We start from the raw sequence: 26,549 nt of genomic DNA on the forward strand, positions 1-26,549 counted from the left end.
GCTCTTGGGTCGCAAGGGAAGGGCGGGTGTCACATGGGGCGCCCGCCCTTTCTCTTGTGCGCGGGTATTATGCTTTCGGGCGTTAGCGGACGTTCCGATCCTCCCCACGCGCAGCGATGGGGAGGTGGCAGCCCGCAGGGCTGACGGAGGGGTTGGCGACGTCAATGGTAAGTGCTGCGCCGCGACCCCTCCACCACCGCTTCGCGGCGGTCCCCCTCCCCATGGCTTCGCCACAGGGAGGATCTTCAGGGCAGCTCCCTGCCCCAAGGCGGCCGCCCTCAATAACTCCGCGGCATGCCCAGCACATGTTCCGCCACGTACGACAGGATCATGTTCGTGCTGATCGGCGCGACCTGATACAGCCGCGTTTCGCGGAACTTGCGTTCGATGTCGTACTCGGCCGCGAAGCCGAAACCGCCATGCGTCTGGATGCACGCCTCGCCCGCCGCCCAGCTTGCCTCGGCGGCCAGCATTTTCGCCATATTCGCTTCCGCCCCGGCATTGTCGCCCGCTTCATATTTGGCGATGCCGTCGTGGACGAGCAGTTCGGCGGCGCGCATCTGGGCATAGGCGCGCGCGATCGGGAACTGCACGCCCTGGTTCTGGCCGATCGGGCGTCCGAACAGGACGCGTTCCTTGGCGTAGCCCGACGCCTTGTCGATGAACCATTTGGCATCGCCGATGCACTCGGCGGCGATCAGCAGCCGTTCGGCGTTCATGCCCGAGAGGATGTAGCGGAAGCCCTTGCCCTCTTCGCCGATCAGGTTCGCGGCGGGGATGCGCATATTGTCGAAGAAGATTTCGGTCGTCGCATGGTTCATCATCGTGTCGATCGGGCGGATCGACAGCGTGCCCGCGGCGAGCGCTTCCTTCATGTCGACGAGGAAGACCGACAGGCCTTCGGTGCGGCTCGCCGCTTCCTCGCGCGGCGTGGTGCGCGCGAGCAGGATCATCAGGTCGCTATGTTCGGCGCGGCTGGTCCACAGCTTCTGACCGTTGACGACATAGGTGTCGCCGTCCCTTTTTGCGACGGTCTTCAGGCTCAGCGTGTCGGTGCCGCTCGTCGGTTCGGTGACGCCGAAGGCCTGCAAGCGCAGTTCGCCAGTCGCAACGCGGGGAAGGTAGCGCGCCTTCTGTTCTTCCGACCCGTGGCGCAGCACGGTGCCCATTACATACATTTGCGCATGCACCGCGCCGCCGTTGCAGCCCTGGCGCTGGATTTCCTCGAGGATCGCCGCGGCGGCCGACAGCGGCAGGCCCGCGCCACCATATTCCTCGGGGATCAAGGCGGCGAGATAGCCCGCCTCGCCGAGCGCGGCGACGAATTCGCTCGGATAGGCGCGGACCTTGTCTTTCGCCTGCCAATAGGGGCCGGGAAACTGCGCGCAGAGCTTGGCGACCTCTTCGCGGATGTCCGAATAATCCTGCATCATGCTGCCTCGAAAATCGCGGCGATGCCTTGGCCGCCGCCGATGCACATCGTCTCCAGACCGTAGCGTCCGCCGCGCCGATGCAGTTCGCGGGTCAGGTTGGCGAGAATGCGCCCGCCGGTCGCGCCGATCGGATGGCCGAGCGAGATCCCCGATCCGTTGACGTTGAGCATCGCCATACGGCTGTCGTCCTCCGACCAGCCCCAACCCTTGAGGCAGGCGAGCACCTGCGGCGCAAAGGCTTCGTTGAGCTCGACCAGGTCGATGTCGTTCCAGCCAAGGCCGTTGCGTGCGAAAAGCCGTTCGACCGCGGGAACCGGGCCGATGCCCATGCGGCTGGGATCGCAGCCCGCCGCCGCCGAGCTGTGATAGAAGGCGATGGGTTCGAGGCCGAGTTCCTCGAGCTTGTCCTCGGCGACGACGAGGCAGGCCGCCGCCGCATCATTCTGCTGGCTCGCATTGCCCGCGGTGACGACGCCGCCTTCGAGCGGGCGGAGCTTGCCCAAACTTTCGAGCGTGGCATCGGCGCGGTAGCCTTCGTCATGGTCGAAGATGACCGGATCGCCCTTTTTCTGCGGCACCGAGACGGGCACGAGTTCGTCGTCGAACAGGCCCTTTTTCCATGCCGCCGCCGCGTTCTGGTGGCTGCGCACCGCATAGGCGTCGCATGCTTCGCGGCTGATGCCATAATCCTTGGCGAGGTTCTCGGCGGTCTCGATCATGCCGCTGATGACGCCGAAGCGCTCGACCGGCTGCGACATCACGCGCCCGCGCGTCAGCCGGTCGTGGAGCGTCAGATTGCCCGCGCGCACGCCCTTGCGGATGTCGGTGCTGTAATGTTCGACGTTCGACATCGATTCGACCCCGCCCGCGATGACGACGTCGGACATGCCGGTCTGGACCATCATCGCGGCGTTGACGATCGCTTGCAGTCCCGATCCGCAACGGCGGTCGAGCTGATAGCCCGGCACCTCGATCGGCAGGCCCGCGGCGAGCCACGACCAGTGACCGATGCAAGGTGCCTCGCCATTACCATAGCCTTGCGAAAAGACGACGTCGTCGACGCGTGCCGGATCGATCTTGGTGCGTTCGACCAGCGCCTTCAGGATGACGGCGCCGAGGTCGCCCGCGGTCAGGCTCGACAGCGCGCCGCCGAATTTGCCGACGGGGGTACGGATGGGGGCGACGATGGCGGCGCGGCGAAGGGTCATGTCAGTCTCCGAATTGGACGGCGGTCAAAGTCTGTCGGGCGGTAATTTCATCGTCACCCCGGACTTGATCCGGGGTCCCGCTGCCCGATGGACAATCATCCTCACCAAAAAGCGGGACCCCGGGTCAAGCCCGGGGTGACGAAAGAGTGGGGATGCATGCTAAATCACACCTACGATACCGGCGTCGATCAGCCGCGCGATCTCGCCCGACGGCAGCGACAGGCGCTCTGCGAGGATTTCTTCGCTATGCTGCCCGTTGCGCGGGGCGGGGGCGGGCGGCAGGCGGTCGGCCTGCGGGATGGTCGCAAAGGCGCCCGCGGCGGGATAGGCGAAGCCGCTGGGGTTCGTCGCCGCACCGAAGATCGGATTGTCCGCGACCAGCGCCGGGTCGTTCGCGGCGTCGAGCATCGTGCGATAGGGCGAATGGACGATCCCGCCCGCGTCGAACGCGGCGGCGAGGTCGGCATGATCGCGCGCGGCGATCGCTTGTTCGAACAAGGGATAGAGCGCGTCGCGATGGTCGAAGCGCAGCCCGTCGTCCCTGGCGAAGGACACGCCGCGCGCCGTTTCGATGGCGGCAACCGCTTCGCCGAGGTTCAAGGCGGCAATCAGGTTGGCCCATTGGCGCGGCGTGACGACGACGATCATCGTCCGCTCGCCGTCGCGCGTCACGAAGTCGCGGCCGAACAGGCCATAAACGGCATTGCCGAGCCGCGGGCGGTTCTGCCCGCCGTACATCACCTCGGCGATGCCGCCGAGATTGGCGACGGTGCCGATCGCGATGTCGGAGAGCGGCAGCCGCACCTCGCCGCCTTCGCCGGTCGCGGTGCGCCGCTGGATCGCCGCCATCAGCGCGAAGGCGGCATAGGCGCCGGTCAGCAGGTCCCAGGCGGGCAGCACATGGTTGACCGGCTCGGGTCCGTTTCCGGTCAACATCGGATAACCGACCGCATTGTTCACCGTATAATCGAGCGCGGGCGAGCCGTCGGCCCAGCCCATCACGCGGACGGTGATCAGGTCGGGTCGACCCTCGGCGAGCAGCTCGTGCGACAGGAAACCGCCGACGGGGAAGTTGGTAACGAACTGGCCGGTCGCGCGCACCAGCGCCTGCAACAATTCGCGCCCCTCGGGCCGGCCGAGGTCGAGCGCGATCGACTTTTTCGCGCGGTTGAGATTTTCCCAATAGAGGGAATCGTTGTTCGTCGTCACCGGCCAGCGCCGGAAATCGGGCCCGCCGCCGATCTGGTCGACGCGGATTACCTCCGCCCCCATCTGCGCCAGATACAGCCCCGCCGTCGGCGAAGCGACGAAGGACGACGCCTCTATGACCGAGAGATTGGGAAGGAGGTTATACATGCATCACCGCTCCCCGGCGAAAGCCGGGGCCCAGAGCGTCATGGAGCCACGGCTGCCCGGTGCCGCATGGGTCCCGGCTTTCGCCGGGGAGCGGCATTAGCTCAGGCATCGGCTCGCCCGATGATCGCGATCGACGACACATTCTGGTTCGGCATCCCGCCCAGATTATGGCTGAGCGCAAACACCGGACTATCCTGCCGCTGCCGCTCGCCCGCGCGCCCCAAAATCTGCAGGTAATTTTCGTAAATCATCCGCAGCCCCGAGGCGCCGATCGGGTGGCCGAAACATTTGAGCCCGCCGTCGATCTGGCACGGGATCGCGCCGTCGCTATCGTAGAAGCCGTCGAGCACGTCGCGCCAGCCCTGGCCTTCCTTCGAAATGTGCAAATCCTCCATCGTCACCAGTTCGGTGACCGAGAAACAGTCGTGGACCTCGATCAGGCTGAGCTGCGACCGCGGATCGGTGATCCCCGCTTCGTCATAGGCCTTGGTCGCGGCGACGCGCGTAGTGTGGAAATAGCTGCCGTTCCACCCCTGCGCCTGCATTTCCCACCCGTTCGAGGTCGCGAGCTGGAGCGCCTTGACGGTGACGATGTCGGTCTTGCCCAATGCGCGGGCAATCTCCGGCGTAGTGACGATCGCGCATGCCGCGCCGTCGCTGACCCCGCAGCAGTCGAACAGCCCCAGCGGTTCGGCGATCATCGGTGCGTTCAGCACCTGCTCCATCGTCACCGCCTTTTGCAGATGGGCCTTGGGGTTCTTCGCGCCATTGGCATGGCTCTTGACCGAGACATGCGCCATCGCGCGCTTGAGGTCGTCCTTGCCGACGCCATGGACACCGCGATAGGCGCTCGCGAGCTGGGCGAAATTGCCCGGCGCCGAGCCGGTGATGCCGACCATGTCGTGCGTCGTGCCGCGCGTGCGGACGGGCAGGCCACCATAGCCGGTGTCCTTGAGCTTTTCGGCGCCCATCGCGAGTGCGATATCGCACGCGCCCGAGGCGACGGCATAGACCGCGCCGCGAAAGCTTTCGGTGCCGCTGGCGCAATAATTTTCGACCTTGGTGACGCCGATGTCGGGCAGGCGCAGCGCGACCGCGAGCGGGATGCCGCTCGGCCCGATATTCTGCGCGTCGAAGGCGGCGCCGAGCCAGGCGGCGTCGATCTGGCTCGCCTCGATCCCGGCGTCGGCCATCGCCTCCTCATAGGCCTCGAGCATCAGCTGGTCTTCGTCCTTGTCCCAGCGTTCGCCGAACTTGGCGCAGCCCATGCCCAAAATGGCGACCTTGTCGCGGATACCCTTGGCCATAACCCATCCTTCCAAACCAACCTCCCTCTCCCCCTGAGGGAGAGGGTTGCGAAGACTTGCCAGCTTGCTGGCTAGTCGTAGCTGGGTGAGGGGTTGTGGTCGCTTGCGACCACGCGAGCCTTTGGCTCGCAGCCCCTCATCCAAGTCCGCCTAATCGCTCCGCGATAAGGCACCCTATCCTTCGCCCTCAAGGGGAGAAGGATCAAAACGCCGGTGCGGCCTTCCAGAAATACCGCCGGAACCCGCGATTCTCATCAAATGCCTTGATGCGGAACATCATCCGCAAATCGGCGCCGACGTCGAGCGCGCCCCCCGCGAAATCGGTGAACTCTGTCATCATGCGTCCGCCGCCGACGAAATCGATATTGCCATAATAGCTCGGCGGGTCGGGCGAGTAGGTGAGCGCGTCGGCGGTCCAGGTCATCACCTTGGCGGGCACTTCGGCCAGCGGATAATCCTCCTGCGTGCCGACCGCATGGTCGTTGGCGTTGACGCTGACCTCGCTCTTCGGGAATTGCACCGTCCCGGTCTTGCTACAGCGCCCGCCGACGAGCCCGAGCACCGCCTTGCGGTTGCGCCACAAGGCGGTCAGCGCGGTCTTGCTGTCATGCTCGGCGCGCGCACCGCGGTCGAGCTGGAGCAGCCCGCGATGGAACAGATATTTGGCGTAGTTCGTCGACTCATTGCGCCGCGCGAGCCAGCCCGCAACGCCGAGCCGCGGTTTGACCGATCCGATCTTGTCGGTGACCTCGAACAGCAGCAGGTCGCAGCCCTGCCCGAAACTCGCGAGGAGAATGCGCTCGCCCGCCTTGGCGGTTTCGAGCGTCGCGCTCAGCATCACCAGCGCATGCGCGGCGCCGGCATGGCCGAGCGTCGCGGTGAGGGCGTCGGCGACCGCACTATCTGCAACCCCGGCCTTTTTCGCGAGCATTTCGGGCACGCCCTTGACCGCGACGGGCACCAGGAAATGGTCGATCGCGTCGCCCTTCACGCCTGCCTTGGTCAGCAAAGCGGCGATCGCCGGTGTCATGATCCTGGCGAATCCCTCGTCGCGGACCCAGCGCGCTTCCCAGTCATAGTCGTGCGCTTCGCCGGCCTCGCGGAAATGGTCGACGAAATCGACCGTGACGCTGTGGCTGGCGACCAGCTTGGCGAGCGGTTCCCCGGTGCCGACGAGCACCGCCGCCGCCGCGTCGCCGCTGGTCATCTCGCGCTCCGATGCGGGTTTGGGGGTGGTGATTTCGGCGGCGGTCACCAGCGTCGTTTCGCTGCCGCCGAGCGCGGCGAGCAGCGCCGATGTCGCCGCGCGCTGCGATCCCGCGACGTCCAGCGCGCCGACCGTATCGGGCAGGTTCAGCGCTTCCTTGACGATCCCCGCATTCTGGCGGTCGGCGAAGGGCAGGGTGGTCGAGGCGATGGCGACGCGCTGGACGCTGGCGCGGTCGATGCCGTCCAGCGCATCGCGTGCGGCTTCGAGCGCCATGGTGACGCTGTCCTCGTCCCAGTTGGCGACCGCTTTTTCGCCCTTGGCCAGCCCGCGCAGGCCGCCGGCGAACCAGCCGTTCGTCGCATGGATCGCGCTGCGCTGCAGCCGGGTGATCGGCACATAGGCGCCGAACGACAGGATTCCGAACTCGCTCATGCCGTCTCCGCATAGCCGTTGGTGAAGATGATCTTGTCACGCTCGACGACGCGGGCGCGGAAGGCGAGCTTGCCACCTTCCTCGTCCCAGATCGAGGTCTCGATCGTTTCGCCGGGGTAGACCGGCGACGAAAAGCGACCGTCGAGGCGCTTGAGGCGCGCGGGTTCGTTGCCGCAGCGCGCCGCGAGCAGCGCGCGGCCAATTACGCCATAGGTGGCAAGGCCATGCAGGATCGGTCCGTCGAACCCCGCACCCGTCGCGACGTCGCTATCGATGTGCAGCGGGTTGAGGTCGCCCGACAGCCGATATATTTGCGCCTGGTTCGCCGCGGTTGTCAGCGTCACGACGCTGTCGGGCGCACGGTCGGGCACCGGGTGTGGCACCGGCGCGCCCTCGCTCGATCCGCCGAAACCGCCGTCGCCGCGCAGGAAGGTCACCGCGCGCGATGTCGCGAGATGCGTGCCCGCACCGTCGTGGATCTCGCGCGCCACCAGCGCCAGCGCGCCCTTGTCGGCACCCTTGTCGAACAGCGCCTCGATCCGCGTCGATCCCACAATCTCGCCCGCGACCGGCAGGGCTGCGTGCAGGATCGTCGACTGTTCGCCGTGCAGCACCTTTTGCCAGTTCGCGCCGAGCGCCGGATCGCGCCAGATGAAGCCGGGATAACCCAGCGTCACCGCCATTGTCGGCAGCGCCTTCAGCCGCTCCTCGAACAGGAAGTCGAGCTCGGTCGCCCCGACGCCGAGCGCGTAGAGGGCCGTGTCGCGCTTGGTCAGCGTCTGCCGCGTGACGATCGGCGGCATCGACAGCAGCTTGTCGGGGTCGATCGTCATCAGATCGGGTCGTAGCCGAACACATCCCCCGAGCGTTCGGCCGGATCGGCGAAGCTGCCGCGGAACGCCGGCAGCATTTCGTCGGCGATCGTCTGCGGCGTCCAGCCCTCGTTCTTCTGCATCGAGCGGATCGGGCGCGGCTTGGAGAAGAGGAAAATCTCGTTCTTGCGCACGCCGAAGACCTGGTTCGACACCTCCTGTGACGCGTCGCTCGCGAGGAAGGCGACGAGCGGGGCGATCTTGTCGGCGGTCATCGTCTTCATGCGCTCGATACGCAGCGCTTCGGCTTCATTGGTCGCGGGGATCGTCGCGATCAGCCGGCTCCACGCAAAGGGCGCGATGCAGTTCGAGCGCACCCCGGCGCGCGCCATGTCGAGCGCGATCGATTGCGACAGCCCGACGATGCCCAGCTTCGCCGCCGAATAATTGGCCTGGCCGAAATTGCCGATCAGCCCGCTGGTCGAGGTGAAGTGGATAAAACTGCCCGACTGCTGGTCGCGAAAATAGGGCGTCGCGGCCTTCGACACGTTGAAACAGCCGTTGAGGTGAACGTCGATGACGGCATTCCAATCCTCGTGGCTCATCTTGTGCCAGATGCGGTCGCGCAGGATGCCGGCGTTGTTGACCACCGCGTCGATGCGACCGAACGCCTGCACCGCATCCTCGATGATGCTCGCCGCGCCCTTGGGGTCCGAGACGCTGGCGCCGTTGGCCAGCGCCTTGCCGCCGGCGGCCTTGATGTCGTTGACGGTTTCCTGCGCGGGGCTCAGGTCGGCGCCTTCGCCCTCGGCGCTGCCGCCGAGGTCGTTGACGACGACCGATGCGCCTTCCTTCGCGCAGAGCAGCGCGATTTCGCGCCCGACGCCGCGTCCCGCGCCCGTCACCGCGACCACCTTGCCGTCCAGCATACCCATGCGACTCTCCCTTGATTGGCTGAGGATCGGCTAGTTGAGCTTTCCGGAATATTCAATATAAAGAATAGTGATTTCATATTTGTGAAAAGAGGTGCGCGTGGCGGGTGAAGTTCGGTCGGTGTCTCAGGCGTTCGCGGTGCTGCGGCTGCTCGCCGACAACGCGCCGATGACGCTGTCGGACATCGGCCGCTCGCTGGGCCTGGGCGCCTCCTCCTGTTTCAACCTGCTCGGGACATTGGTCGCCGAAGGTGCTGTGGTGCGCGACCAGCCGGGCAAGCGTTATCGCCTGTCCGACGGCTGGGCGCGTGCGGGACTGCTCCGCGACGGCGACGCGCGGCGGATGATCGACCGGCTGCGCCCGCTGATGGCGCGCTTCGCGCAGGCGCATGAAGTGACCACCGGCCTGTGGCAGGTCGCGTCACGCGACCGGCTGCAACTCGTCGCGCATGCCGAGAGCAGGGCGGTGCTGCGCATCCACCTTGCGCAGGGCCAGCGCCAGCCGCTCGGCGGCGGCGCCGTCGGGCGCGCGATCGCGGCGGCGCAGGCGCCGGGCGACGAGGAGGTCGCACGGCGCTTTGCCGCGGTGCGCTGGGAAAAGGCGATCGCCTTCGCCGATTATCGTGAGCAGGTGCGGGTTGCGAGCGGGACCGGCTTCGCGGTCGACGACGGCTATACCCATATCGGCATCTGCACGCTCGCGGCGGTCATCCCGCAGCGCGGCGCCGAATATTGCCTGTCGGCGAGCTGCTTCGCGGGGGTCCGGAAAACGGCCGACCTGACCGCGCTGGGTAGGGCGCTGGTCGATCTGGCGGACTCGGCGGTCGCCTAAACCCCCGCTTCCGCCAGCAACGCCTTGGCCTCGGCACCCTGCCAGTCGATGGCGCCGATGATGCGCCAGACCTCGCGCCCCTCGGCATCGTAAAGGATCGTCGTCGGCAGCGCGCTGTTATAGGCGAGGAGCAGGCCGTTTTCGGGGTCGAGATAGGGCTGGAGCGTCGTCAGCCCCGCGGTCTGGAACCACGGATCGACCACCTTGGCACCCTGCAGATCCTGCGCGACCGCGATCACCCTCAGCGTGTCGGCCTGCGCGGCGGCGAGCTTGTCGAGCGTCGGCATTTCGGCGACACACGGCGCGCACCAGGTCGCCCACAGATTGACGAGCAACGGCTTGCCGCGGAACGCCGCGAGCGTCGTCGGCGCATCGTCGGGGCCGACGAAGGTCGCGGCGGGGGCGGCCTTGCCCTTGTTCTCGCGCATCACCTGGTGGACGAAGCGTTCGACGCCCGCACCCTTCGCTTGCGCGCCCGAAACATTTGCTTGGCCCGCTCCCGCTTGCTCCCCCGCAGCCTTTTCCCTATCGCAGCCCGCGATCGATCCGGCCAGCAACAGGGCGAGGATTGCAGGGACAAGGCTTGGGACGCGGCGGATGGCGGAATCTCCGAACAGCAACAGCATGTGGGGCGGCCGCTTCGGTGCCGGTCCAGCGGCGATCATGCAAGAGATAAACGCGTCGATCCCCGTCGATAAGCGCCTGTGGGAAGAAGATATCGCCGCGAGCCGCGCGCATGCGGCGATGATCGGCGCGGCCGGGATCATCGCGGCCGACGATGCGGCGAAGATCGACGCCGGCCTCGCGCAGATCGCGGAGGAGTTCGCGGTGAACGGCGTGCCGGTCGACCTCGCGCTCGAAGATATTCACATGACCGTCGAATCGCGGCTGAAGGAGATCGTCGGCGAGGCCGCCGGGCGGCTCCATACCGCGCGTTCGCGCAACGATCAGGTCGCGACCGACTTCCGCCTTTGGACGCGCACCGCCTGCGCGCGCATCGACGACGGGTTGAAGGCGATCCAGACCGCGCTGCTCGCACGCGCCGACGAACATGCCGCCAGCATCATGCCGGGCTTCACCCACCTGCAGGTCGCGCAGCCGGTGACGCTCGGCCATCATCTGCTCGCCTATGTCGAGATGTTCGGTCGCGACCGTTCGCGCTTCGCCGATGCGGCGAAGCGGCTCAACGAATCGCCGCTTGGCGCCGCCGCGCTTGCGGGCACCAGCTTCCCGCTCGATCGCGCTGCGACCGCCGCTGCGCTCGGTTTCGACCGCCCGATGGCGAACAGCATCGACGCGGTGTCCGACCGCGACTTCGCACTGGAGTTTTGCGCCTCGGCCTCGATCGCCGCGATTCATCTGTCGCGGCTCGCCGAGGAAATCGTCATCTGGGCGAGCCAGCCCTTCGGCTTCATCAGCCTGCCCGACGCCTGGTCGACCGGCAGCTCGATCATGCCGCAAAAGCGCAACCCCGATGCCGCCGAACTGGTGCGCGGGCGGGCCGGCTTGCTGCTCGGGGCGTTCCAGCGCCTCGCCGTGATCGTGAAGGGCCTGCCGCTCACCTATTCGAAGGATCTGCAGGACGACAAGGAAACCGTCTTCGGCGCCTTCGACGCGCTCGCGCTGTCGCTCGCGGCGATGACCGGCATGGTCGAGACCCTGACCTTCCGCACCGACCGCATGCGCGCGCTCGCGGCGTCGGGCTTCTCGACCGCGACCGACCTCGCCGACTGGCTGGTGCGCGAGGCGGGGGTGCCGTTCCGCGAGGCGCATCATATCGTCGGCGCCTGCGTGAAACGATCCGAGGAACTCGGCGTTGAGCTGTCGGCGCTGCCCGCCGAAGACGCCGCCGCCATCCATGCCGCGGTGACGCCCGCGGCGCTGGCGGCGCTGACCGTCGAGGCATCGGTCGCCAGCCGCACCAGCTATGGCGGCACGGCGCCCGAACGGGTAAGGCAGGCCATCGCAGCGGCACGCGCCGCGCTGGAGGATTAGGATATGGCAACGGCGAAAGCCCTCGCACTGCTCGCGGCCGGTGCCGTTTGCGTCGCGGCGCTCGGCGCCTGCGGCAAGCAGGCGGACCTGAAGCCCGTCGCTGGCCAGGCCCCGCCGCCGCTGCCCGTCGGTGCCAAGAAACAACCAACCACGGAGGAACTCACGACGCCTGACGCGCAGGCCCGGCCCGCGCGCAGCGACGAACTTCTCAAACGGTCGGAACAGCGCGAACCCGACGATTTTGATTTGCCCCCTCCGGGCTGAGTTTCAGGACTTTCTCCAATGAACCATTTTGACCTTCGTGACGGCGTGATGCACGCCGAAGATATTCCGCTGCCGCGCATTGCCGAGGAAATCGGCACCCCCGTCTATGTCTATTCGCGCGCCACGCTCGAACGCCATGCGCAGGCGTTTCGTGACGGGCTGAAGGATGTGCCCAGGAAGCACCTCGCCTTCGCGATCAAGTGCAATCCCAACCTCGGTGTGCTGCGCGTGCTCGCGCGGCAGGGCTATGGCGCCGACGTCGTGTCGGGCGGCGAACTCGAACGCGCGCTCGCGGCGGGCATGGCGGCCGAGGACATCGTCTTCTCGGGCGTCGGCAAGACGCGCGCCGAACTGGCGCAGGGCCTCGATCGCGGCATCGGCCAGTTCAACATCGAACATGAACCCGAGGGCGTCGCGCTCGCCGAAATCGCGCTCGCCAAGGAAATGACCGCGCCGGCGGTGCTGCGCGTCAATCCGGATGTCGATGCGGGCACCCATGCCAAGATTTCGACCGGCAAGGCCGAGAACAAGTTCGGCGTCGGCATCGACGTCGCCCCCGAAATCTTCGCGCGGCTGTCGGCGCTGCCGGGGCTCAACATGCGCGGGATCGCCGTCCATATCGGTAGCCAGCTGACCAGCCTCGACCCGCTCGAAGCCGCGTTCGAACGCGTCGGCGAACTCGTCGCCGAACTGCGCGCCGCCGGCCACAGCATCACCCATGTCGATCTCGGCGGCGGTCTCGGCGTGCCGTACAAGGCCGACGACAACCCGCCGAGCCCCGCCGAATATGGCGCGATGGTCGCGCGCGTGACCCGCGACTGGGACGTCACGCTGATGTTCGAACCCGGCCGGGTGATCGCGGGCAACACCGGGGTGCTGCTGACCGAGGTGCTGTGGGTCAAGCCCGGCGCGACCAACCCGTTCGTGATCGTCGATGCCGCGATGAACGACCTCGCGCGCCCCGCGCTCTATGACGCGTACCATGATTTTGTCGCGGTGAAGCCCTCGGGCGAAAGGATGACCGCGTCGATCGTCGGGCCGGTGTGCGAGACCGGCGACACCTTCGCACGCGACCGCGAGACCGACAAGGTCGAGCCGGGCGACCTCGCGGTGTTCCGCACCGCGGGTGCCTATGGCGCGACGATGGCGTCGACGTATAACAGCCGCAGCCTCGTTCCCGAGGTACTCGTCGACGGCGACCGCTATGCCGTCGTCGCCGACCGTATCGCGGCGGGCACGATCATGGCCGCCGAACGCGTGCCCGACTGGATCGACTGAGGCCGTGGAGCAGCTTCCCATCTTCCTCAACCTGCGCGGCCGCACGGTCGTGCTGGTCGGGGAAGGGGAGGCTGCCGATGCCAAGGCCCGGCTGATCGTCCGCGCGGGCGGGCGGATCGTGCCGGCATGGGAAGCGGACGCGACGATCGCCTTCGTCGCGCTCGCCGACGATGCCGAAGCATGCGTCGCCGCCGAAACGCTCCGCGCGCGCGGCCTGCTCGTCAATGTCGTCGACCGCCCCGATCTGTGCGATTTCACCACCCCCGCGATCGTCGACCGCGCGCCGGTGACGATCGCGATCGGGACGGGCGGTGCGTCGGCGGGGCTCGCGAAGGCGGTACGCCAGCGAATCGAGGCCCTGTTGCCCGCGCGCCTGGGCGCGCTGGCGTCGGCGCTGTACGCCGCGCGCGATGCGATGAAAGCGCGCTGGCCCGCCGCCGCCGACCGCCGCCGGGCGATCGATGCGGCCTTGGCGCCGGGCGGCGTGCTCGATCCGCTCGCGGCCGATGCGGTGGACGGGGTCGAAACCTGGCTCGCCAGTGACGTCGCGTCCACGCCAAGCCGCCTCGAAACCATCCACCTGACCGGCTCCGACCCCGACGACCTCACGCTGCGCGCGGCGCGGCTGCTGGGCGAGGCGGATCATATCTTCCATCCGGCGGACGCACCCGTCGCAATCCTCGCCCGCGCCCGGGCCGATGCGGTGCGGCATATTGCCGATACGCCGCCCACCGAGCCGCCATCGGGGCTGTCGCTTTGGATTGAAAGCCAGGCAACCGGGACGGTTACGAGCGACCCGCAGGCGACGTGAGATCCGCCCTGCGGCGAAGCCGTGGGGAGTGGGACCACCGAAGGTGGTGGAGGGGCCGCGGCCTCGCACCGCGGCCTGACGGCGTCGACCCCTCCGTCAGCGCTTCGCGCTGCCACCTTCCCATCGCTGCGCGACAGGGAGGATCGGCAAGGTCCTCGCCAAATCCGAAACAGCCCTTCGCTATGGCGCGATCGCCAGCCCGTCGCCATTTTTGCCCGCCGCGATCCGGCGCAGCACTTCGCCGCTCGCGACGTCGATTTCCGCGATCATGTCGTGCCCTGTCTCGGCCGCGTAAAGCCGCTTCGAATCGGCGCTGAACAACAGGGTCACCTGTCCCTTTTCCTGCTCGCCAGACACCTTGATCGTCCTGACCGGCGCGCGCGTTTCGGCGTCGAACAGGCTGATCGTTCCCGCGCCGATATTGCTCGTCGCGATCAGCCTGCCGTCGGGGCTGGCGAGCACGCGGATCGCGACCGGATCCACGGGTAATTCGACGATCTTCTCGCCCGTCGCGACATCCCACACCGACACGCGCGGCGCTTCGAGGTCGCCGACCCACAATTCGCGCCCGCCCTTCGCCAGCGCCAGCCCCTCGGGTTTGCCGCCGACAGCCAGGTCGCGCAACTTTTTCGCGTCCTTCAAATCGAGTATGCTCACCGTGCCCGACGCGATATTGGCAGTGTAAGCGGTGCGATTGTCGGGCGCGACGACGATCATGTGCGTGCCCTGTTGCCCTGTGGCAATCGAGGTCACCGCGCCGCCGGGCGCGACCACCGCGACCGACTGGCTCGCCTCCGCCGTCGCGACCAGCCGTCCGTCGGACAGCCACACCAGCCCGTGTGGTCGCTGGTTCGGGCTGAGGTCGATCGTCCGCAACTTCTTGCGCCCCGCGACATCGAACACGTCGATCGTCGTCGCGCCATAGGCGACCACCGCGGCCTGCTTGCCGTCGGGAGAGATGGCGATCTCGTGCGGCATCTTGCCGGTCGGCAGGCGCGCCACTTCGGCGCCGGTGTCGAGCGCGACGAGGCTCAGCGTATCCTCGCCCTTGTTGCCGATCAGCAAGGTTTCGGCCGCAACCGGCGCTGCGGCGAGCAGCAGGGTGGAAAGGACGGTGATGGCGTGGCGCATGGAGCGTCTCCCGGTGGCTGTCGCCGCCATCCTAGGCGCCGCGCGGGCGGCGGCAACCGCGCTTCGACGAACGGCCTTGCTCCCACATTAAGATAAGTTAACTGGCGTCGGCCCCGCCTGCTTCGCACCATCCGTCGGCGGCCGATCCGCGCCGCCATTGACTGGGGAGCGAAGCTATGAACCTGCCATCCATCGACATCGACGCCATACCGTTGCTCGACACCGCGGTCGGGCTGTTCGGCTCGCTCGCGGCGCCGACCGCGTCTTCGGGGCCATCGGTCTTCGAGGTGTCGGTCACCGTCGTGCTGATCATCTACGACTGACCGGGCCGCGGGCGCGCGCTTCAATGCCGCGCCCGCATTCGGTGACCGCGCCATGCCCGTCCCGTCCCGTCACGATCATTATCCGCGCGCCGATGCCCTGCGCACCGCTGCGATCCGTGCCACCGCGAGCGATCTCGCCGCGGGATGGCGGGCGGCCGATACGGCGCCCGCCGGCCTGCTCACGGCGTTCGCCGCCGCGCGCGATGCCGAACCCGACCAGGCCATCGCGCGCCTCCGCCCATGGCTCGCCGACCCGCGCTGGCTTGGGGCACGGTTGGCCGAGGCGCTTGCCCTGCTCGCCGTCGATCCGTTTGCCCGGCCGCCGCTGCGCATCGTCGGCGGGGGCGGCGGACCGGGCGGTCTGATCCTTGCCGAATGCGGTGCGATCCGTCTGTCGCTGCAATTGCTGCCATTCGAGGCGGCTGCGGCGCCGACGACCGTGCTCTTCGTGCCCGGCCGCGCCGCGATCCGCGTGCTGGCTGCGGGCGGCGCGCGGCTGACGCTCCACCATGTCGCGCTCTCGGCCGCCGAGGAGGGCGGCGCCTTCACCGCCGCCGGCGCGTCGCCCTGTCGCAGCGACCCGCCGCGCGCGCTCGTCGCCGGCGACATGCTCGACCTCGACACCGCGCGCACCAGCTTCACCATCGCGGGCGCGACGGCCGACGTCCTCCTCCTCGAACTCGCGGTGCAGCCGCCATCGCCGCTGCCGATGCGCACCTACGAACTGGTCAGCCGCCGCCCAACCCACCTCTCCGCCTCCCGCCGCGACAGCAGCTTCCGCGCCATGGCGCTCGCCCTGCTCCGTGAAATGGACCGCCGCGACGCCGCCCCGTTGTTCGTCGAAGCCACGCTCGCCGAAGGTTTCGCCGACCGCTGGAGCGCGATGCGCGATCTCGTCGCGCTCGACCCGGCGACCGCGCGTTTGCGGCTCGCTGATATGGCGACCAGCGACCCGCACCCCGAAGTGCGCCGCGCCGCCGCCGCGACGCTGGCGCTTTTCATGCCAAAGGTTGCCGACCCATGCCTCGCCTGATCGACCCACCCGCCGGCGGAGTACTCGCCCTTGAAGACGTCACCGCCCGGCTCGACGAAACGGGCGTCGACCTCAGCGACGAAGCGAGTCTCGCCCATGCCGCCCACCTCCTCGCCGGGCTCGCGCGCAACCGCGACTTCCTCGCCGACCGCGTCATCGCCGAACTCAAGGCGAGCTTCGCCGGCCAGCTCGAACTCAGCCGCTATTCGGCGCAGGTCTTTCTGCTCCACCGTAGCCCGCGCGGCCATTTTCTCCGCGCCAATCTCTGGCCCGCCGCGAGCGATGCCGCCTACAGCGCCAGCGGCGCGGCGGCCTTCGCCTATGGCCTGCCACACGACCATAATTTCAGCTTCCTCACCACCGGCTATTGGGGACCCGGCTACATCAGCGACTATTATGACTATGACCCCGAAGCGGTCGACGGCGGCATCGGCGAGCCGCTGAACCTCCGCTTCGTCGAACGCAGCAGCTTAAGCGAAGGCAGGATGATGCTCTACCGCGCCCATCGCGATATCCACAGCCAGCTCCCACCGACAAGCCTCTCGGTCAGCCTCAACATCATGGAGGAAGGCGAGCATATCCCTTGGCGCGACCAATATATCGTCGACCTGGAAAGCGGGACGATTGCGCGCCGCCCGACGCTGACCCAGGCCGAGATGCTGCTGCGCTGCGCGGTGCATCTGACCGATAATGGGAAGGATATCGCCGAGCAGTTCGCGAAGGTGCACCCGGTGCCGCGCGTCCGCGCCAACGCCATCGCCGCGTTGGCGGCGGTTGAAGAAGGCGACGCCCGCGCGGCGGTGCTCGAACGCGGATTGTACGATCGCGACGCACGGGTGCGCGACGATTGCACGCGCTGGCTGGGGTTGTAGCTTCGGCTGCTGACAGCGCGGCTTTCCGCTGCTAACGGCGCGGCATGACAACTTCTCTTTCGCATATCCGTAATTTCTCGATCATCGCGCACATCGACCATGGCAAGTCGACGCTCGCCGACCGGTTGATCCAGTTCACCGGCGGGCTGACCGCGCGTGAGATGTCCGCACAAGTCCTTGATAACATGGACATCGAGAAGGAGCGCGGGATCACGATCAAGGCGCAGACGGTGCGCCTGTCGTATAAGGCGCATGATGGCGAGACCTATGAGCTCAACCTGATGGACACGCCCGGCCATGTCGACTTCGCCTATGAAGTGTCGCGCAGCCTGGCGGCGTGCGAGGGCGCGTTGCTCGTCGTCGACGCGGCGCAGGGGGTCGAGGCGCAGACGCTGGCGAACGTCTATCAGTCGATCGAGCACGACCATGAAATCATCCCCGTTATCAACAAGATCGATCTGCCCGCGGCCGACGTCGACAAGGTGAAGGCCGAGATCGAGGACATCATCGGGCTGCCCGCCGACGACGCGGTGCTCGCGAGCGCGAAGGCCGGCATCGGCATCGAGGAAGCGCTCGAGGCGATCGTCACGCGCATCCCGCCGCCGAAGGGCGACGCCAACGCGCCGCTCGTCGCGATGCTCGTCGACAGCTGGTACGACCCCTATCTCGGCGTCGTCATCCTGATCCGCGTTATCGACGGCGTGCTGAAAAAAGGCCAGCAGATCAAGTTCATGCAGGCGGGCACCACCCATTTGATCGACCGCGTCGGCTGTTTCACCCCCAAGATCGAGCAGCTGACCGAGCTTGGCCCCGGCGAAATCGGCTTCATCACCGCGCAGATCAAGGACGTCGCGCAGGCGCGCGTCGGCGACACGGTGACCGACGCGAAAAAGCCCGCGGCACAGGCGCTGCCGGGGTTCAAGGAAGTCCAGCCGGTCGTGTTCTGCGGCATGTTCCCGACCGACGCCAACGACTTCGAGAAGCTCCGCGAGAGCATCCAGAAGCTGCGGCTCAACGACGCGAGCTTCAGCTTCGAGATGGAGAGCAGCGCGGCCTTGGGCTTCGGCTTTCGCTGCGGTTTCCTCGGCCTGCTCCACCTCGAGATCATCCAGGAGCGGCTGACCCGCGAATATGACCTCGACCTGATCACCACCGCGCCGTCGGTGGTGTACAAGCTCAAGCTCGGCCACACCAAGAATGAGGCGGCGAAGGAGATCGAGCTCCACAACCCCGCCGACATGCCCGACCCGAACCGCATCGACGAGATCGAGGAACCGTGGATCGAGGCGGTGATTTACGTGCCCGACGAATATCTCGGCCCGATCCTGAAGCTGTGCCAGGACCGCCGCGGTGTGCAGAAGAATTTGACCTATGTCGGCGGCCGCGCGCAGATCACCTATGAACTGCCGCTCAACGAGGTGGTGTTCGATTTCTATGACCGGCTGAAGAGCATCAGCCGCGGTTACGCCAGCTTCGACTATCACCAGATCGGCCATCGCCCCGGCGACCTGGTCAAGATGAGCATCCTGGTCAACAACGAGCCGGTCGACGCGCTGAGCATGATCGTCCATCGCGGCACCGCCGAGACGCGCGGCCGCGGCATGTGCGAGCGGCTGAAAGACCTGATCCCGCGCCACATGTTCAAGATCCCGATCCAGGCCGCGATCGGCGGCAAGGTGATCGCCCGCGAAACCATCGCCGCGCTGCGCAAGGACGTGACCGCCAAATGCTATGGCGGCGACGCAACCCGCAAGAAGAAGCTGCTGGAAAAACAAAAGGAAGGCAAAAAGCGGATGCGTGAGTACGGCAACGTCAACATCCCGCAAGAAGCCTTCATTGCCGCGCTGCGGATGGGCGACGACGCCTAAACCGCTTTTTTCATCAAAGCAGAAATAGGGCAGGTGGGCGGATCAGGCGAAGCTGCGGGGCAGCTTCGACCCGCCTGCCCGGATGCGCGAATATGGCAATGTGAACATTCTGCAGGAGGCTTTTATTGCCGCGCTGCGGATGGGGGATGATGCCTGATCCACTGTCTCTATTTATCAAAGGATCAATAACACTGATGGCGGGAAAGCCCTCTAGGCTGAGCCTGCTTATCGGTTATTCCTAGCTCGAGATTGCCTCTAATTCGTTCGGTAGTTCCTTACCGCCTTGGCATCCAACTGATCAGCGGGGACAAGTTTGTAGTGACGCTCCTCCACAACACGCAGTTCGTCGTTTTGTAAGGTAAGCTCAAACATGGCGACGACACCTCCTTCCATGAATTGGACGGAAAGGGCTCTGCAGCGCATTCCAGAAAAGCGTTGCTCGACAAAGCGAATATCTTGAGTGGTCTGTACGACGCCGATCTGATCGTTACCCCCTTTGGCTTGAACCGGAATGGCGTAGTGACATCCATTGCGGTCAAGCCCGATATAAAGCTCGTCGATCTCAATCTGACCGATCCCTTCGACGGTCGTACGCAAATGATTTTGCAAGCTGTAAGTCGTGATCCCGAGAAAAGTGTCGATAAGCCGATTGTAACGAACAATGGCGAGCAAGGCCTGCTCATCGTCGAGCGCATAGGCGCGGATTAATTCCGGTGTTGCATCCGGTATCGTGACTACGACCAAATCATCGCGCGGAACGATCCTCGTGGCAGTTACAAGACGGAAGCGATAGCGCGAGCGACCAGCCCCCTCGATAATCCACTCTCGTCCGTCGGTCTGGGTTCGAAGAACTTTCTCCGGGAGGGCGGTTCGATAACGAATCGCATAGACAACGTCGCCCACATTCCGCGGCAGCACGATCCCCAATTTTTCTGCCTTCGCTTCGATTTCCGGCCGGACAAATTCGAAAGAAGTTTTGCCTTCACTCCAATGGTCGAAAAAAATGCCCTCGATCAATGCCTGATAACGATTCTGCGCGCGCGGTTCAGGCATAAGCTGCCTTCTTTTCGCTGCGTTTTTGGTCCTCGATATCCGCCTGCTTTCTCTTGGTCGCACCACTTTTGCGGTCCCGCTTAGACGGAATAGCTACCACCCCAAAATGATCTGCCGCTTGGGATAGGTTCATCCGCAATAACGAAGCGTCGCCCAACTCGACGGTTTCGAACGGTCGTTCCGGCAATATGCCCATTGAGTCCAAAACTTGCGCCGCAACCGCGCGAGCGAGCGGGGGGGGGACTGAATTGCCGATTTGCCTGGCGCCATGCCATTTGGTCTCGTTGAAACGAAACCAGTCGGGATATCCATGCAGTCGTGCCATCTCTCGCACGGTTACGCAGCGAGAGTGTTCGGGGTGAATCGGACGTGGGCTGGTGAAGGCGCCTCGCGCCCCGTCGGTCCCGGCACGAAGCGTATTGCTGAGGCCATCCGGAGCCAGCCTGTAGAATCGTGACACAGGTTCGGTTTCGCCCCCGATTGTAGCAGCGAAACGCCGTCGCGAAATGTCGGTATGATCGGTTCGGGCGCTTGAGGTCAGCAACGACGGGTCCCATTGCCTGACGTAGCCAAAGTGCCAAGCATCGTTGGTTAAACAGCGTAGCTCGCTGGCATAGGGGCTCGGATTGCCCCAAGCATTGGGCCGAACTTCGTCGGTTTGGAATAGGGCTTCGAATAGGTCGGCATCGGGAACATCGGACAAAGCTTGGGCCGCGTTTGGTCCGACAGGAAGTGTCAAAGGGGCTTTACCGCGGCCGTCGGCAGCTTTTGTGGTTTGTTGGGGGTAGCTAGGTAAACATTTTGGGCGCTTTGCGCCATACAGGAACAAGCGCTCCCGATGCTGGGGAACGCCGAAATGGGCAGCGTCGAGCACACGCCAAGGTGCCAAGACATCATAGCCGAGGTCGTCTGCTGTCGCGACGATCTCGTCCAGAAACTGTCGATGCCGGCCAATCGTTAGCCCTTTGACATTCTCGAATACGAAATAGGTCGCCTCAAGTTCGGCGGCGATCCGTAAGAAATCTCGCACGAGGGCATTACGTGGATCGTCAAGCGCCCGCTGGCCGATCATCGAGAAACCTTGGCATGGTGCGCCGCCAAAGACGACATCGACGCGTCGTTTGCCGATTCCAGCCGCGACCCGGATTTCGCTGCCGGTCAGGCCAACGACCGATCGCGGCATGACGGCGCAATGCGGAAAATTATATTTGTGAACCGCGCAATGAACGGGGTCTATTTCGACTGCTGCGACGACGTCGAAACCGGCTTGTTCGAAACCAAGACTCATCCCGCCGGCGCCAGCGAAAAGGTCGATCCCAATAGGCCTCATTTCAAATTCCCTTCGAATCTCGTGGGGTATGAGTAGCAGAACATTTAGGGAATGTCGATCGGTTTTGTGGGGCCGAGAAAATTTTGCAGTCGCTCAACAAGCAGTTGAATATCCTTAAGTTCGCATTGCCAAACCTCGTCGACGGACCAACCAAGTCGCTCCAGTTCGGACCGTTTCTCGGCGTCGCGTTTTCGGTTGCGCTCGATCTTCTCATGCCAGAAACCCACGTTGGACTTGGGAAGCTTCCCGATCCGGCAGCCGTGCCCGTGCCAGAAGCAGCCATGGACAAAAATGACCTTACGGCGACGTTTGAAGACGATGTCGGGCTTGCCGGGTAATTCCTTGCGATGCAGGCGAAAACGATAACCTAAACCATGAAGCAAAGATCGCACTTCGATCTCCGGCTTGGTGTTCTTGGAGCCCACTCTCGCCATCAATCGGCTGCGGCTTTCTTTCGAGCGGTTATCCATTGCCCGACAATCTAGTCGCGCCGAGTAGGAACTCCACCCCCCGCCTATGGCGCTTATCTCCTCGCCACCTCCTCCAACCGTACAATCCGCACCACGCATCGCGCCGGGATCTCGATCACGCCGCTGAGCATCACGCGCCGCTCGGCGCTGACGATCATCGCCGATCCGGCGAGGATCTTGACGCAATCGTCGTCGTGGACGAGGCGGCCGACCGAATAGCAGGTCTGCACCGGTCGGGGCTCAAGGCCCGCATAGTCGGTCCAGCCGCCCGCGGGTTCGGGCGGCTGGATCCATTCGATCGCGACATTGCGGCCGAAGCGGGCGGGGCGGTCCGGGTGGGGGCGCCCTTCGTGCAGCTCCTGTTCGAAGCTCATGCGCCGCCGCCTTCGGCCGGGGTGCCGCCGCCGACCTCGCCCGCTTTCCACGCGGCCCAGCTTTCGTCGCTGTAGGCGGCGGCATATTCGCGTTCGAGTTGCCGGATGTCGCCCTCGACGCGGCGGCGGGCGGCGTCGCGGTCCTTGAGGGTGGTGCCGCCCCGCATATGGTCCGCTTTCGGGATGCCATAGGGGCGGTCGAGCACGGGCGGACGTGTGGCCTGCCAGGCCTCGGCGCGTTCGCGGACCGTGTGGGCGACGGCGCGCATGTCGCCGCGGGTGATCGTGCCGTCGAGGAGGTTGCTTTCGCCATAGGCGCCCTCGACGATATGGTCGCCATAGTGGCCGAACCAGATCTCGTCGGTCTGGCCCTTGCTGCCGTCGGGGTCTTCGGCGGGCGGGTGCCATTCGACGTGCGACAGGTCGCCGCCTTCCTCCGCCTCCCAGTCGATATTGCCCGCGCCGGCGGCGAGCGGGACGATCATGTCGGGGTGGTGCATGTGCCACTCATGCTTTTGCGGGTGGAGGAAGGCGTCGGCCTTTTGCACCGCGTCCCAATCGGTGCCGGGGCCGGTGAGCATGTCCCACGCGGCGCGCTTGACCGGGTCGTGCGAAATGCGGCGCTGATAGGCGGTGCGGATGGTGCGCAGGCGATCGTCGAGGTCGGTCTCCTGCCGGTTCTGGTTGCCGTTGTTTTCCTGGATGCGCGCCTGCCGTTCGGCCTCCCATTCGGCGCGCCATTTGTCGCGCAGGCGGCGGATGCTGTGCGGGACCGCGGTGTCGGGGCCGTCGACGGGGTTGAGGTTGGCGCCGAAACCCTCGGGAAAGCGGCTCGCGGCGATATGCTGCATCGCGCGGATGTTGGGGCGGCGGCGTTCGAGGATGACGCGGCCCTCCTTCGACAGCGTTTCGGGGACGCCATAGATCGCATATTCCATGAGCAGGTCGGCAACGCGGCGCGCGCCCGTCTCGACCGCGCGGTCCCATGCCGCGGCGAAGCTGTCGGCGCCTTCGCGCTTGCGCAGCTGGTAGAGCGCGGAGCTGCTGTGGCCGATCGCCTGCGCCGCCATGCTGACCGCGCCGGTCGCGGCGAGCCGGGCGATGAAGATGCGCTGTTTCCGGGCGTTGATACCGGTCCAGGGTTTGCCGTGACGCGCGACGGGGGTGAAGGCCAGCTCTTCGGGCAGATCGTCGTCGTCGAGCATGGCGGCGGGATCGGCGGGGAGCGGCGGGAGGATTTCCTGTGTCATCGGTGAGACTCGCTTTCGGTTCGTGTGATTCGCATAACGAACCATATAGGAATAAAATAGGAAAGCGTTTTTTCCGTTTCGGCGTGCGGGGCGGGGGAACGGGGCGGCGATTGCCAGCGGGGGCGGCGCGGCCTAGGTTGGTCGGCAGGCGCGGCAGCGGAGACGGCGATGGCACAGGGACAGCGGCAGCCACTGACCGACATCGTCGTGCACAGCCGGCTGAACGACGGGACCGCGGTGTGCCTGCGCACGATCACCCCCGATGACGCGCCGTTGCTGCGCGCCGGGATCGCGACGCTGTCGGCGGAGTCGCGCTATCTGCGGTTTTTCTCGCCGGCGGCGGTGTTGCCCGAGCCGGTGATCGAGCGGCTGGTCGATGTCGACGGGCACGACCATATCGGCTGGGGCGCGATCTGTACCGAGTGCGCGGGCGAGCCGGCGATCGGCGCGGTGCATGCGGTGCGCGACCGCCACGACGGGCCGGTGGGCGAATATTCGGTCGCGGTGGCCGACGCGTTCCAGGGGCTGGGGCTGGGGCGGATGCTGACCGCGGCGCTGCTGATCGACTGCCGCGCCGAGGGGCTGGAGGCGCTCGACCTGCATGTCCTGTCGGAGAATGGCGCGGCGCGGCATCTGGTCAAATCGCTGGGCGCGACGTGGAAGGGCGAGAGCGCCGGGGTCGCCGACTATCGGCTCGACGTCGCGGCGGCGCTGGCGGCGCTGCAATCGGACGGCGCGGCGCAGGGGGTGCAGGATGTGTTCGCGCAGCTTGCGGGTTAGGGGGTGGCGATGCGGATGACCGCGATGGCGATGCTCGCGGCGGCGCTGGTCGGCTGCTCGGCGCCCGCGGCGACGGAAGAGGGCGCGGCGATGCAGAAACCGATCATGGGGTGGGGCGATTTGCTGAACCGGCCGCAGCCGAAGCCCGATGCGACCTTGTCCTATGGCAAGGACGCGCTGCAGGTCGTCGATGTCTGGGTGCCGAAGGGGGACGGGCCGTTTCCGGCGGTGATCATGCTCCATGGCGGGTGCTGGCAGACCGCGGTCGCGGAGCGCGACATCATGAACTGGATCGCCGATGACCTGCGATCGCACGGCGTCGGGGTGTGGAACATCGAATATCGCGGGGTCGACCGCGGCGGCGGCTATCCGGGGACCTATCAGGATGTCGGCGCGGCGGCGGATCTGTTCGCGCGCGCGGGGGCGAAATATCGGCTGAAGACCGACGCGCCGCGGATCGCGATCGGGCATAGCGCGGGCGGGCATCTGGCTTTGTGGCTGGCGCGGCGGCCGGGGCTGGCGGCGGACGATGCGCTGCGCGGGGCCGACCCGATCCGGATCGACGTCGCGATCAGCCAGGGCGGACTGCCCGACCTGCGCGCGGGCGCACAGAGCGTCGATCATGCCTGCGGGGCCGAGGCGCCGGCCGCGATGGCACGCGGCGAATATGCGCGGACCTCGCCGCCCGAAATGCCGCCGGGCGACGCGGTGGAGATGCAGTTCAACAACGACCGCGACCCGATCACCCCGCCCGCGACCGGGGCGGCCTATATCGCCGCGATGGCGAAGCGCGGGCGGACGGTGACGATGGCGGTGACCCCGGGCGAAGGGCATGTCGAACTGATCGCGCCCGACAGCGTCAGCTGGGGCAAGCAGCGCGCGGCGATCCTGCAGGCGCTGGGGATGGCGGCGCCATGACGACGCTGGACGAGGCGCGGGCGCTGGATGCGGCCGATGCGCTGGCGCCGCTGCGCGCACGCTTTGCGGCGCCCGAGGGGCTGATCTATCTCGACGGCAATTCGCTGGGCATGCTGCCGGCGGACAGCGTCGCGGCGAGCGCCGACATGGTGACGCGGCAATGGGGCGAGCGGCTGATCCGCAGCTGGAACGAGGGGTGGATCGACGCGCCGGCGCGGATCGGCGGGCTGATCGCGCCGCTGATCGGCGCCGCGGCCGACGAGGTGATCGCGTGCGATTCGACGAGCGTGAACCTGTTCAAGCTGATCGTCGCGGGCTTGCGCGACGCCGGGCGCCGCGATCCGAAACGGCGGGTGGTGGTGAGCGAGGCGGGCAATTTCCCGACCGACCTGCATATCGCGGCGGGCGCAGTCGGGTGCGTCGCGGGCGCCGAACTGCGCGTCGTGCCGCGCGAGCGGCTGGCCGAGGCGCTGGGCGACGACACCGCGCTGCTGCTGCTGACGCATGTGCATTACAAGAGCGGCGCGCGCTTCGACATGGCGGCGTGGACCACGCGGGCGCAGGCGGCGGGGGCGCTGATGCTGTGGGACCTCAGCCATAGCGCGGGGGCGGTCGCGGTCGACCTGAACGCCGCAGGCGCCGATCTGGCGGTTGGCTGCGGTTACAAATATCTGAACGGCGGCCCGGGTGCGCCGGCGTTCCTGTTCGTCGCGAAGCGCTGGCAGGCGGCGCTGGCCAACCCGCTGTCGGGGTGGATGGGGCATGCCGCGCCCTTTGGTTTCGCCGACGGTTACGCGCCCGCCGACGGCATCAAGCGCTGGTTGACCGGGACTCCGCCGATGCTGGCGATGGGCGCGCTCGAGGCCGGGCTGCGGCTGTGGCAGGGCGCCAGCCTGACGGCGATCGAGGCGAAGTCGGCGGCGCTGTTCGATATTCTGCTCGCGGCGGGGACGCGGGCGGAGCTCGACTGCGTGACGCCGCGCGATCCCGCGGCGCGCGGCAGCCATATCAGTTTCCGCCATCCCGAGGCCCATGCCATCGTCCAGGCGCTGATCGCGCGCGATATCGTCGGCGATTTCCGCGCGCCCGACGTGGCGCGCTTTGGGCTGACGCCGCTGACGCTGAGCCATGAGGAGGTGTGGCGCGCGGGCGAGGCGCTGGTCGATGTCATCGCGACGGGCGCGTGGGACCGGGCGGAATATCGGGCGCGGGCAGTGGTGACGTGAAGGAGGCTAGTCCCTCCCGCCGCCGCGGGTCGCAAGACGGCGGCGGGAGGG

At 66.6% G+C, this 26,549-nt stretch carries 26 protein-coding genes; 12 read left to right on the forward strand and 14 right to left on the reverse strand.

Annotation, left to right across the window (positions count from 1 at the left end):
* Positions 1-278: 278 nt before the first annotated feature.
* From AC07U1_RS09635 to AC07U1_RS09665, 7 genes are all read right to left on the reverse strand, one after another.
* A complete protein-coding gene (locus AC07U1_RS09635; RefSeq protein WP_495177466.1) occupies positions 279-1,430 on the reverse strand; it encodes an acyl-CoA dehydrogenase family protein in 1,152 nt (383 codons plus the stop codon).
* Complete coding sequence (locus AC07U1_RS09640; RefSeq protein WP_187140631.1) at positions 1,430-2,641, reverse strand: acetyl-CoA C-acetyltransferase; 1,212 nt, start codon at positions 2,639-2,641, stop codon at positions 1,430-1,432. The genes AC07U1_RS09635 and AC07U1_RS09640 overlap by 1 nt, the downstream gene beginning before the upstream one ends.
* 159 nt (positions 2,642-2,800) lie before the next feature.
* Positions 2,801-3,997, reverse strand: a complete 1,197-nt coding sequence (locus AC07U1_RS09645; protein WP_495176677.1) for a CoA transferase — start codon at positions 3,995-3,997, stop codon at positions 2,801-2,803.
* Positions 3,998-4,098: 101 nt separating this feature from the next.
* Positions 4,099-5,304, reverse strand: a complete 1,206-nt coding sequence (locus AC07U1_RS09650; RefSeq protein ID WP_187140633.1) for an acetyl-CoA acetyltransferase — start codon at positions 5,302-5,304, stop codon at positions 4,099-4,101.
* A 202-nt stretch (positions 5,305-5,506) separates the two neighbouring features.
* A complete protein-coding gene (locus AC07U1_RS09655; protein WP_495176676.1) occupies positions 5,507-6,946 on the reverse strand; it encodes a 3-oxoacyl-[acyl-carrier-protein] synthase III C-terminal domain-containing protein in 1,440 nt (479 codons plus the stop codon).
* Positions 6,943-7,779 carry a MaoC family dehydratase gene (locus tag AC07U1_RS09660; RefSeq protein WP_495176675.1) on the reverse strand — a complete coding sequence of 279 codons (837 nt, stop codon included), beginning with the start codon at positions 7,777-7,779 and terminating at the stop codon, positions 6,943-6,945. Before AC07U1_RS09660 ends, AC07U1_RS09655 begins: the two co-directional genes overlap by 4 nt.
* Positions 7,779-8,693 carry an SDR family NAD(P)-dependent oxidoreductase gene (locus tag AC07U1_RS09665; RefSeq protein WP_495176674.1) on the reverse strand — a complete coding sequence of 305 codons (915 nt, stop codon included), beginning with the start codon at positions 8,691-8,693 and terminating at the stop codon, positions 7,779-7,781. Before AC07U1_RS09665 ends, AC07U1_RS09660 begins: the two co-directional genes overlap by 1 nt.
* A 97-nt stretch (positions 8,694-8,790) precedes the next feature.
* Between AC07U1_RS09665 and AC07U1_RS09670 the strand changes: the two genes are divergently transcribed.
* Positions 8,791-9,522, forward strand: coding sequence for an IclR family transcriptional regulator (locus AC07U1_RS09670; RefSeq protein WP_495176673.1), 732 nt, complete (start codon positions 8,791-8,793; stop codon positions 9,520-9,522).
* On the opposite strand, the gene AC07U1_RS09675 is transcribed toward AC07U1_RS09670, so the two are convergent.
* Positions 9,519-10,148: a TlpA family protein disulfide reductase gene (locus AC07U1_RS09675; RefSeq protein ID WP_495197688.1), complete on the reverse strand. Its 630-nt coding sequence runs from the start codon at positions 10,146-10,148 to the stop codon at positions 9,519-9,521. The genes AC07U1_RS09670 and AC07U1_RS09675 overlap by 4 nt on opposite strands.
* Between AC07U1_RS09675 and argH the strand changes: the two genes are divergently transcribed.
* The 4 genes from argH to AC07U1_RS09695 are packed head-to-tail and all read left to right on the forward strand — an operon-like array spanning position 10,147 to position 13,870.
* On the forward strand, positions 10,147-11,517 hold the full coding sequence (gene argH, locus AC07U1_RS09680) for an argininosuccinate lyase (RefSeq protein ID WP_056346105.1): 1,371 nt from the start codon (positions 10,147-10,149) through the stop codon (positions 11,515-11,517). The genes AC07U1_RS09675 and argH overlap by 2 nt on opposite strands.
* Positions 11,518-11,520: 3 nt before the next feature.
* On the forward strand, positions 11,521-11,781 hold the full coding sequence (locus tag AC07U1_RS09685) for a hypothetical protein (RefSeq protein ID WP_187140638.1): 261 nt from the start codon (positions 11,521-11,523) through the stop codon (positions 11,779-11,781).
* 18 nt (positions 11,782-11,799) lie between these two features.
* Positions 11,800-13,059, forward strand: a complete 1,260-nt coding sequence (gene lysA / locus AC07U1_RS09690) for a diaminopimelate decarboxylase (RefSeq protein WP_492736923.1) — start codon at positions 11,800-11,802, stop codon at positions 13,057-13,059.
* A gap of 4 nt (positions 13,060-13,063) precedes the next feature.
* A complete protein-coding gene (locus tag AC07U1_RS09695; RefSeq protein ID WP_495176672.1) occupies positions 13,064-13,870 on the forward strand; it encodes a precorrin-2 dehydrogenase/sirohydrochlorin ferrochelatase family protein in 807 nt (268 codons plus the stop codon).
* 180 nt (positions 13,871-14,050) lie between these two features.
* Here the strand turns inward: AC07U1_RS09695 and AC07U1_RS09700 are convergent, their stop codons facing one another.
* The gene (locus tag AC07U1_RS09700) at positions 14,051-15,001 is read right to left on the reverse strand and encodes a beta-propeller fold lactonase family protein (protein WP_492736919.1); all 951 of its coding nucleotides are present in this window, start codon (positions 14,999-15,001) and stop codon (positions 14,051-14,053) included.
* 176 nt (positions 15,002-15,177) lie between these two features.
* On the opposite strand from AC07U1_RS09700, the gene AC07U1_RS09705 reads away from it, so the two are divergent.
* Genes AC07U1_RS09705 through lepA form a run of 4 tightly spaced genes read left to right on the forward strand, consistent with a single transcriptional unit; the run spans position 15,178 to position 19,097 of the window.
* The gene (locus tag AC07U1_RS09705) at positions 15,178-15,324 is read left to right on the forward strand and encodes a hypothetical protein (RefSeq protein WP_156377623.1); all 147 of its coding nucleotides are present in this window, start codon (positions 15,178-15,180) and stop codon (positions 15,322-15,324) included.
* Positions 15,325-15,376: 52 nt separating this feature from the next.
* Entirely contained in the window at positions 15,377-16,357 is a 981-nt protein-coding gene (locus AC07U1_RS09710; RefSeq protein ID WP_495176671.1) for a hypothetical protein, read from the forward strand.
* Complete coding sequence (locus AC07U1_RS09715) at positions 16,345-17,229, forward strand: transposase (protein ID WP_495176670.1); 885 nt, start codon at positions 16,345-16,347, stop codon at positions 17,227-17,229. The genes AC07U1_RS09710 and AC07U1_RS09715 overlap by 13 nt, the downstream gene beginning before the upstream one ends.
* A 44-nt stretch (positions 17,230-17,273) precedes the next feature.
* Positions 17,274-19,097 carry a translation elongation factor 4 gene (lepA, locus tag AC07U1_RS09720; RefSeq protein ID WP_495176669.1) on the forward strand — a complete coding sequence of 608 codons (1,824 nt, stop codon included), beginning with the start codon at positions 17,274-17,276 and terminating at the stop codon, positions 19,095-19,097.
* Positions 19,098-19,352: 255 nt separating this feature from the next.
* On the opposite strand, the gene AC07U1_RS09725 is transcribed toward lepA, so the two are convergent.
* Genes AC07U1_RS09725 through AC07U1_RS09745 form a run of 5 tightly spaced genes read right to left on the reverse strand, consistent with a single transcriptional unit; the run spans position 19,353 to position 23,574 of the window.
* Positions 19,353-20,150, reverse strand: coding sequence for an endonuclease (locus tag AC07U1_RS09725; protein ID WP_495176668.1), 798 nt, complete (start codon positions 20,148-20,150; stop codon positions 19,353-19,355).
* Positions 20,143-21,480: a DNA cytosine methyltransferase gene (locus tag AC07U1_RS09730; RefSeq protein ID WP_495176667.1), complete on the reverse strand. Its 1,338-nt coding sequence runs from the start codon at positions 21,478-21,480 to the stop codon at positions 20,143-20,145. The genes AC07U1_RS09725 and AC07U1_RS09730 overlap by 8 nt, the downstream gene beginning before the upstream one ends.
* 44 nt (positions 21,481-21,524) lie before the next feature.
* Positions 21,525-21,950: a very short patch repair endonuclease gene (locus tag AC07U1_RS09735; protein ID WP_495176666.1), complete on the reverse strand. Its 426-nt coding sequence runs from the start codon at positions 21,948-21,950 to the stop codon at positions 21,525-21,527.
* Between the two features lie 53 nt (positions 21,951-22,003).
* Positions 22,004-22,324, reverse strand: coding sequence for a hypothetical protein (locus AC07U1_RS09740; RefSeq protein WP_495176665.1), 321 nt, complete (start codon positions 22,322-22,324; stop codon positions 22,004-22,006).
* The gene (locus tag AC07U1_RS09745) at positions 22,321-23,574 is read right to left on the reverse strand and encodes a hypothetical protein (RefSeq protein WP_495176664.1); all 1,254 of its coding nucleotides are present in this window, start codon (positions 23,572-23,574) and stop codon (positions 22,321-22,323) included. Before AC07U1_RS09745 ends, AC07U1_RS09740 begins: the two co-directional genes overlap by 4 nt.
* A 168-nt stretch (positions 23,575-23,742) precedes the next feature.
* On the opposite strand from AC07U1_RS09745, the gene AC07U1_RS09750 reads away from it, so the two are divergent.
* The 3 genes from AC07U1_RS09750 to kynU are packed head-to-tail and all read left to right on the forward strand — an operon-like array spanning position 23,743 to position 26,498.
* On the forward strand, positions 23,743-24,354 hold the full coding sequence (locus AC07U1_RS09750) for a GNAT family N-acetyltransferase (protein WP_495176663.1): 612 nt from the start codon (positions 23,743-23,745) through the stop codon (positions 24,352-24,354).
* 9 nt (positions 24,355-24,363) lie between these two features.
* On the forward strand, positions 24,364-25,272 hold the full coding sequence (locus AC07U1_RS09755) for an alpha/beta hydrolase family protein (protein ID WP_495176662.1): 909 nt from the start codon (positions 24,364-24,366) through the stop codon (positions 25,270-25,272).
* Positions 25,269-26,498 carry a kynureninase gene (gene kynU / locus AC07U1_RS09760; RefSeq protein ID WP_495176661.1) on the forward strand — a complete coding sequence of 410 codons (1,230 nt, stop codon included), beginning with the start codon at positions 25,269-25,271 and terminating at the stop codon, positions 26,496-26,498. Before AC07U1_RS09755 ends, kynU begins: the two co-directional genes overlap by 4 nt.
* Positions 26,499-26,549 lie beyond the last annotated feature (51 nt).

Source organism: Sphingopyxis sp. GW821-FHT02C12, from assembly GCF_059421785.1.

Coding starts and splice junctions, on each gene's coding strand:
- AC07U1_RS09635 (WP_495177466.1), bottom strand. CDS start 1,430: ATGCAGGATTATTCGGACATCCGCGAAGAGGTCGCCAAGCTCTGCGCG.
- AC07U1_RS09640 (WP_187140631.1), bottom strand. CDS start 2,641: ATGACCCTTCGCCGCGCCGCCATCGTCGCCCCCATCCGTACCCCCGTC.
- AC07U1_RS09645 (WP_495176677.1), bottom strand. CDS start 3,997: ATGTATAACCTCCTTCCCAATCTCTCGGTCATAGAGGCGTCGTCCTTC.
- AC07U1_RS09650 (WP_187140633.1), bottom strand. CDS start 5,304: ATGGCCAAGGGTATCCGCGACAAGGTCGCCATTTTGGGCATGGGCTGC.
- AC07U1_RS09655 (WP_495176676.1), bottom strand. CDS start 6,946: ATGAGCGAGTTCGGAATCCTGTCGTTCGGCGCCTATGTGCCGATCACC.
- AC07U1_RS09660 (WP_495176675.1), bottom strand. CDS start 7,779: ATGACGATCGACCCCGACAAGCTGCTGTCGATGCCGCCGATCGTCACG.
- AC07U1_RS09665 (WP_495176674.1), bottom strand. CDS start 8,693: ATGGGTATGCTGGACGGCAAGGTGGTCGCGGTGACGGGCGCGGGACGC.
- argH (WP_056346105.1), top strand. CDS start 10,147: ATGTGGGGCGGCCGCTTCGGTGCCGGTCCAGCGGCGATCATGCAAGAG.
- AC07U1_RS09675 (WP_495197688.1), bottom strand. CDS start 10,148: ATGCTGTTGCTGTTCGGAGATTCCGCCATCCGCCGCGTCCCAAGCCTT.
- AC07U1_RS09685 (WP_187140638.1), top strand. CDS start 11,521: ATGGCAACGGCGAAAGCCCTCGCACTGCTCGCGGCCGGTGCCGTTTGC.
- lysA (WP_492736923.1), top strand. CDS start 11,800: ATGAACCATTTTGACCTTCGTGACGGCGTGATGCACGCCGAAGATATT.
- AC07U1_RS09700 (WP_492736919.1), bottom strand. CDS start 15,001: ATGCGCCACGCCATCACCGTCCTTTCCACCCTGCTGCTCGCCGCAGCG.
- AC07U1_RS09705 (WP_156377623.1), top strand. CDS start 15,178: ATGAACCTGCCATCCATCGACATCGACGCCATACCGTTGCTCGACACC.
- AC07U1_RS09710 (WP_495176671.1), top strand. CDS start 15,377: ATGCCCGTCCCGTCCCGTCACGATCATTATCCGCGCGCCGATGCCCTG.
- AC07U1_RS09715 (WP_495176670.1), top strand. CDS start 16,345: ATGCCTCGCCTGATCGACCCACCCGCCGGCGGAGTACTCGCCCTTGAA.
- lepA (WP_495176669.1), top strand. CDS start 17,274: ATGACAACTTCTCTTTCGCATATCCGTAATTTCTCGATCATCGCGCAC.
- AC07U1_RS09725 (WP_495176668.1), bottom strand. CDS start 20,150: ATGCCTGAACCGCGCGCGCAGAATCGTTATCAGGCATTGATCGAGGGC.
- AC07U1_RS09730 (WP_495176667.1), bottom strand. CDS start 21,480: ATGAGGCCTATTGGGATCGACCTTTTCGCTGGCGCCGGCGGGATGAGT.
- AC07U1_RS09735 (WP_495176666.1), bottom strand. CDS start 21,950: ATGGATAACCGCTCGAAAGAAAGCCGCAGCCGATTGATGGCGAGAGTG.
- AC07U1_RS09740 (WP_495176665.1), bottom strand. CDS start 22,324: ATGAGCTTCGAACAGGAGCTGCACGAAGGGCGCCCCCACCCGGACCGC.
- AC07U1_RS09745 (WP_495176664.1), bottom strand. CDS start 23,574: ATGACACAGGAAATCCTCCCGCCGCTCCCCGCCGATCCCGCCGCCATG.
- AC07U1_RS09750 (WP_495176663.1), top strand. CDS start 23,743: ATGGCACAGGGACAGCGGCAGCCACTGACCGACATCGTCGTGCACAGC.
- AC07U1_RS09755 (WP_495176662.1), top strand. CDS start 24,364: ATGCGGATGACCGCGATGGCGATGCTCGCGGCGGCGCTGGTCGGCTGC.
- kynU (WP_495176661.1), top strand. CDS start 25,269: ATGACGACGCTGGACGAGGCGCGGGCGCTGGATGCGGCCGATGCGCTG.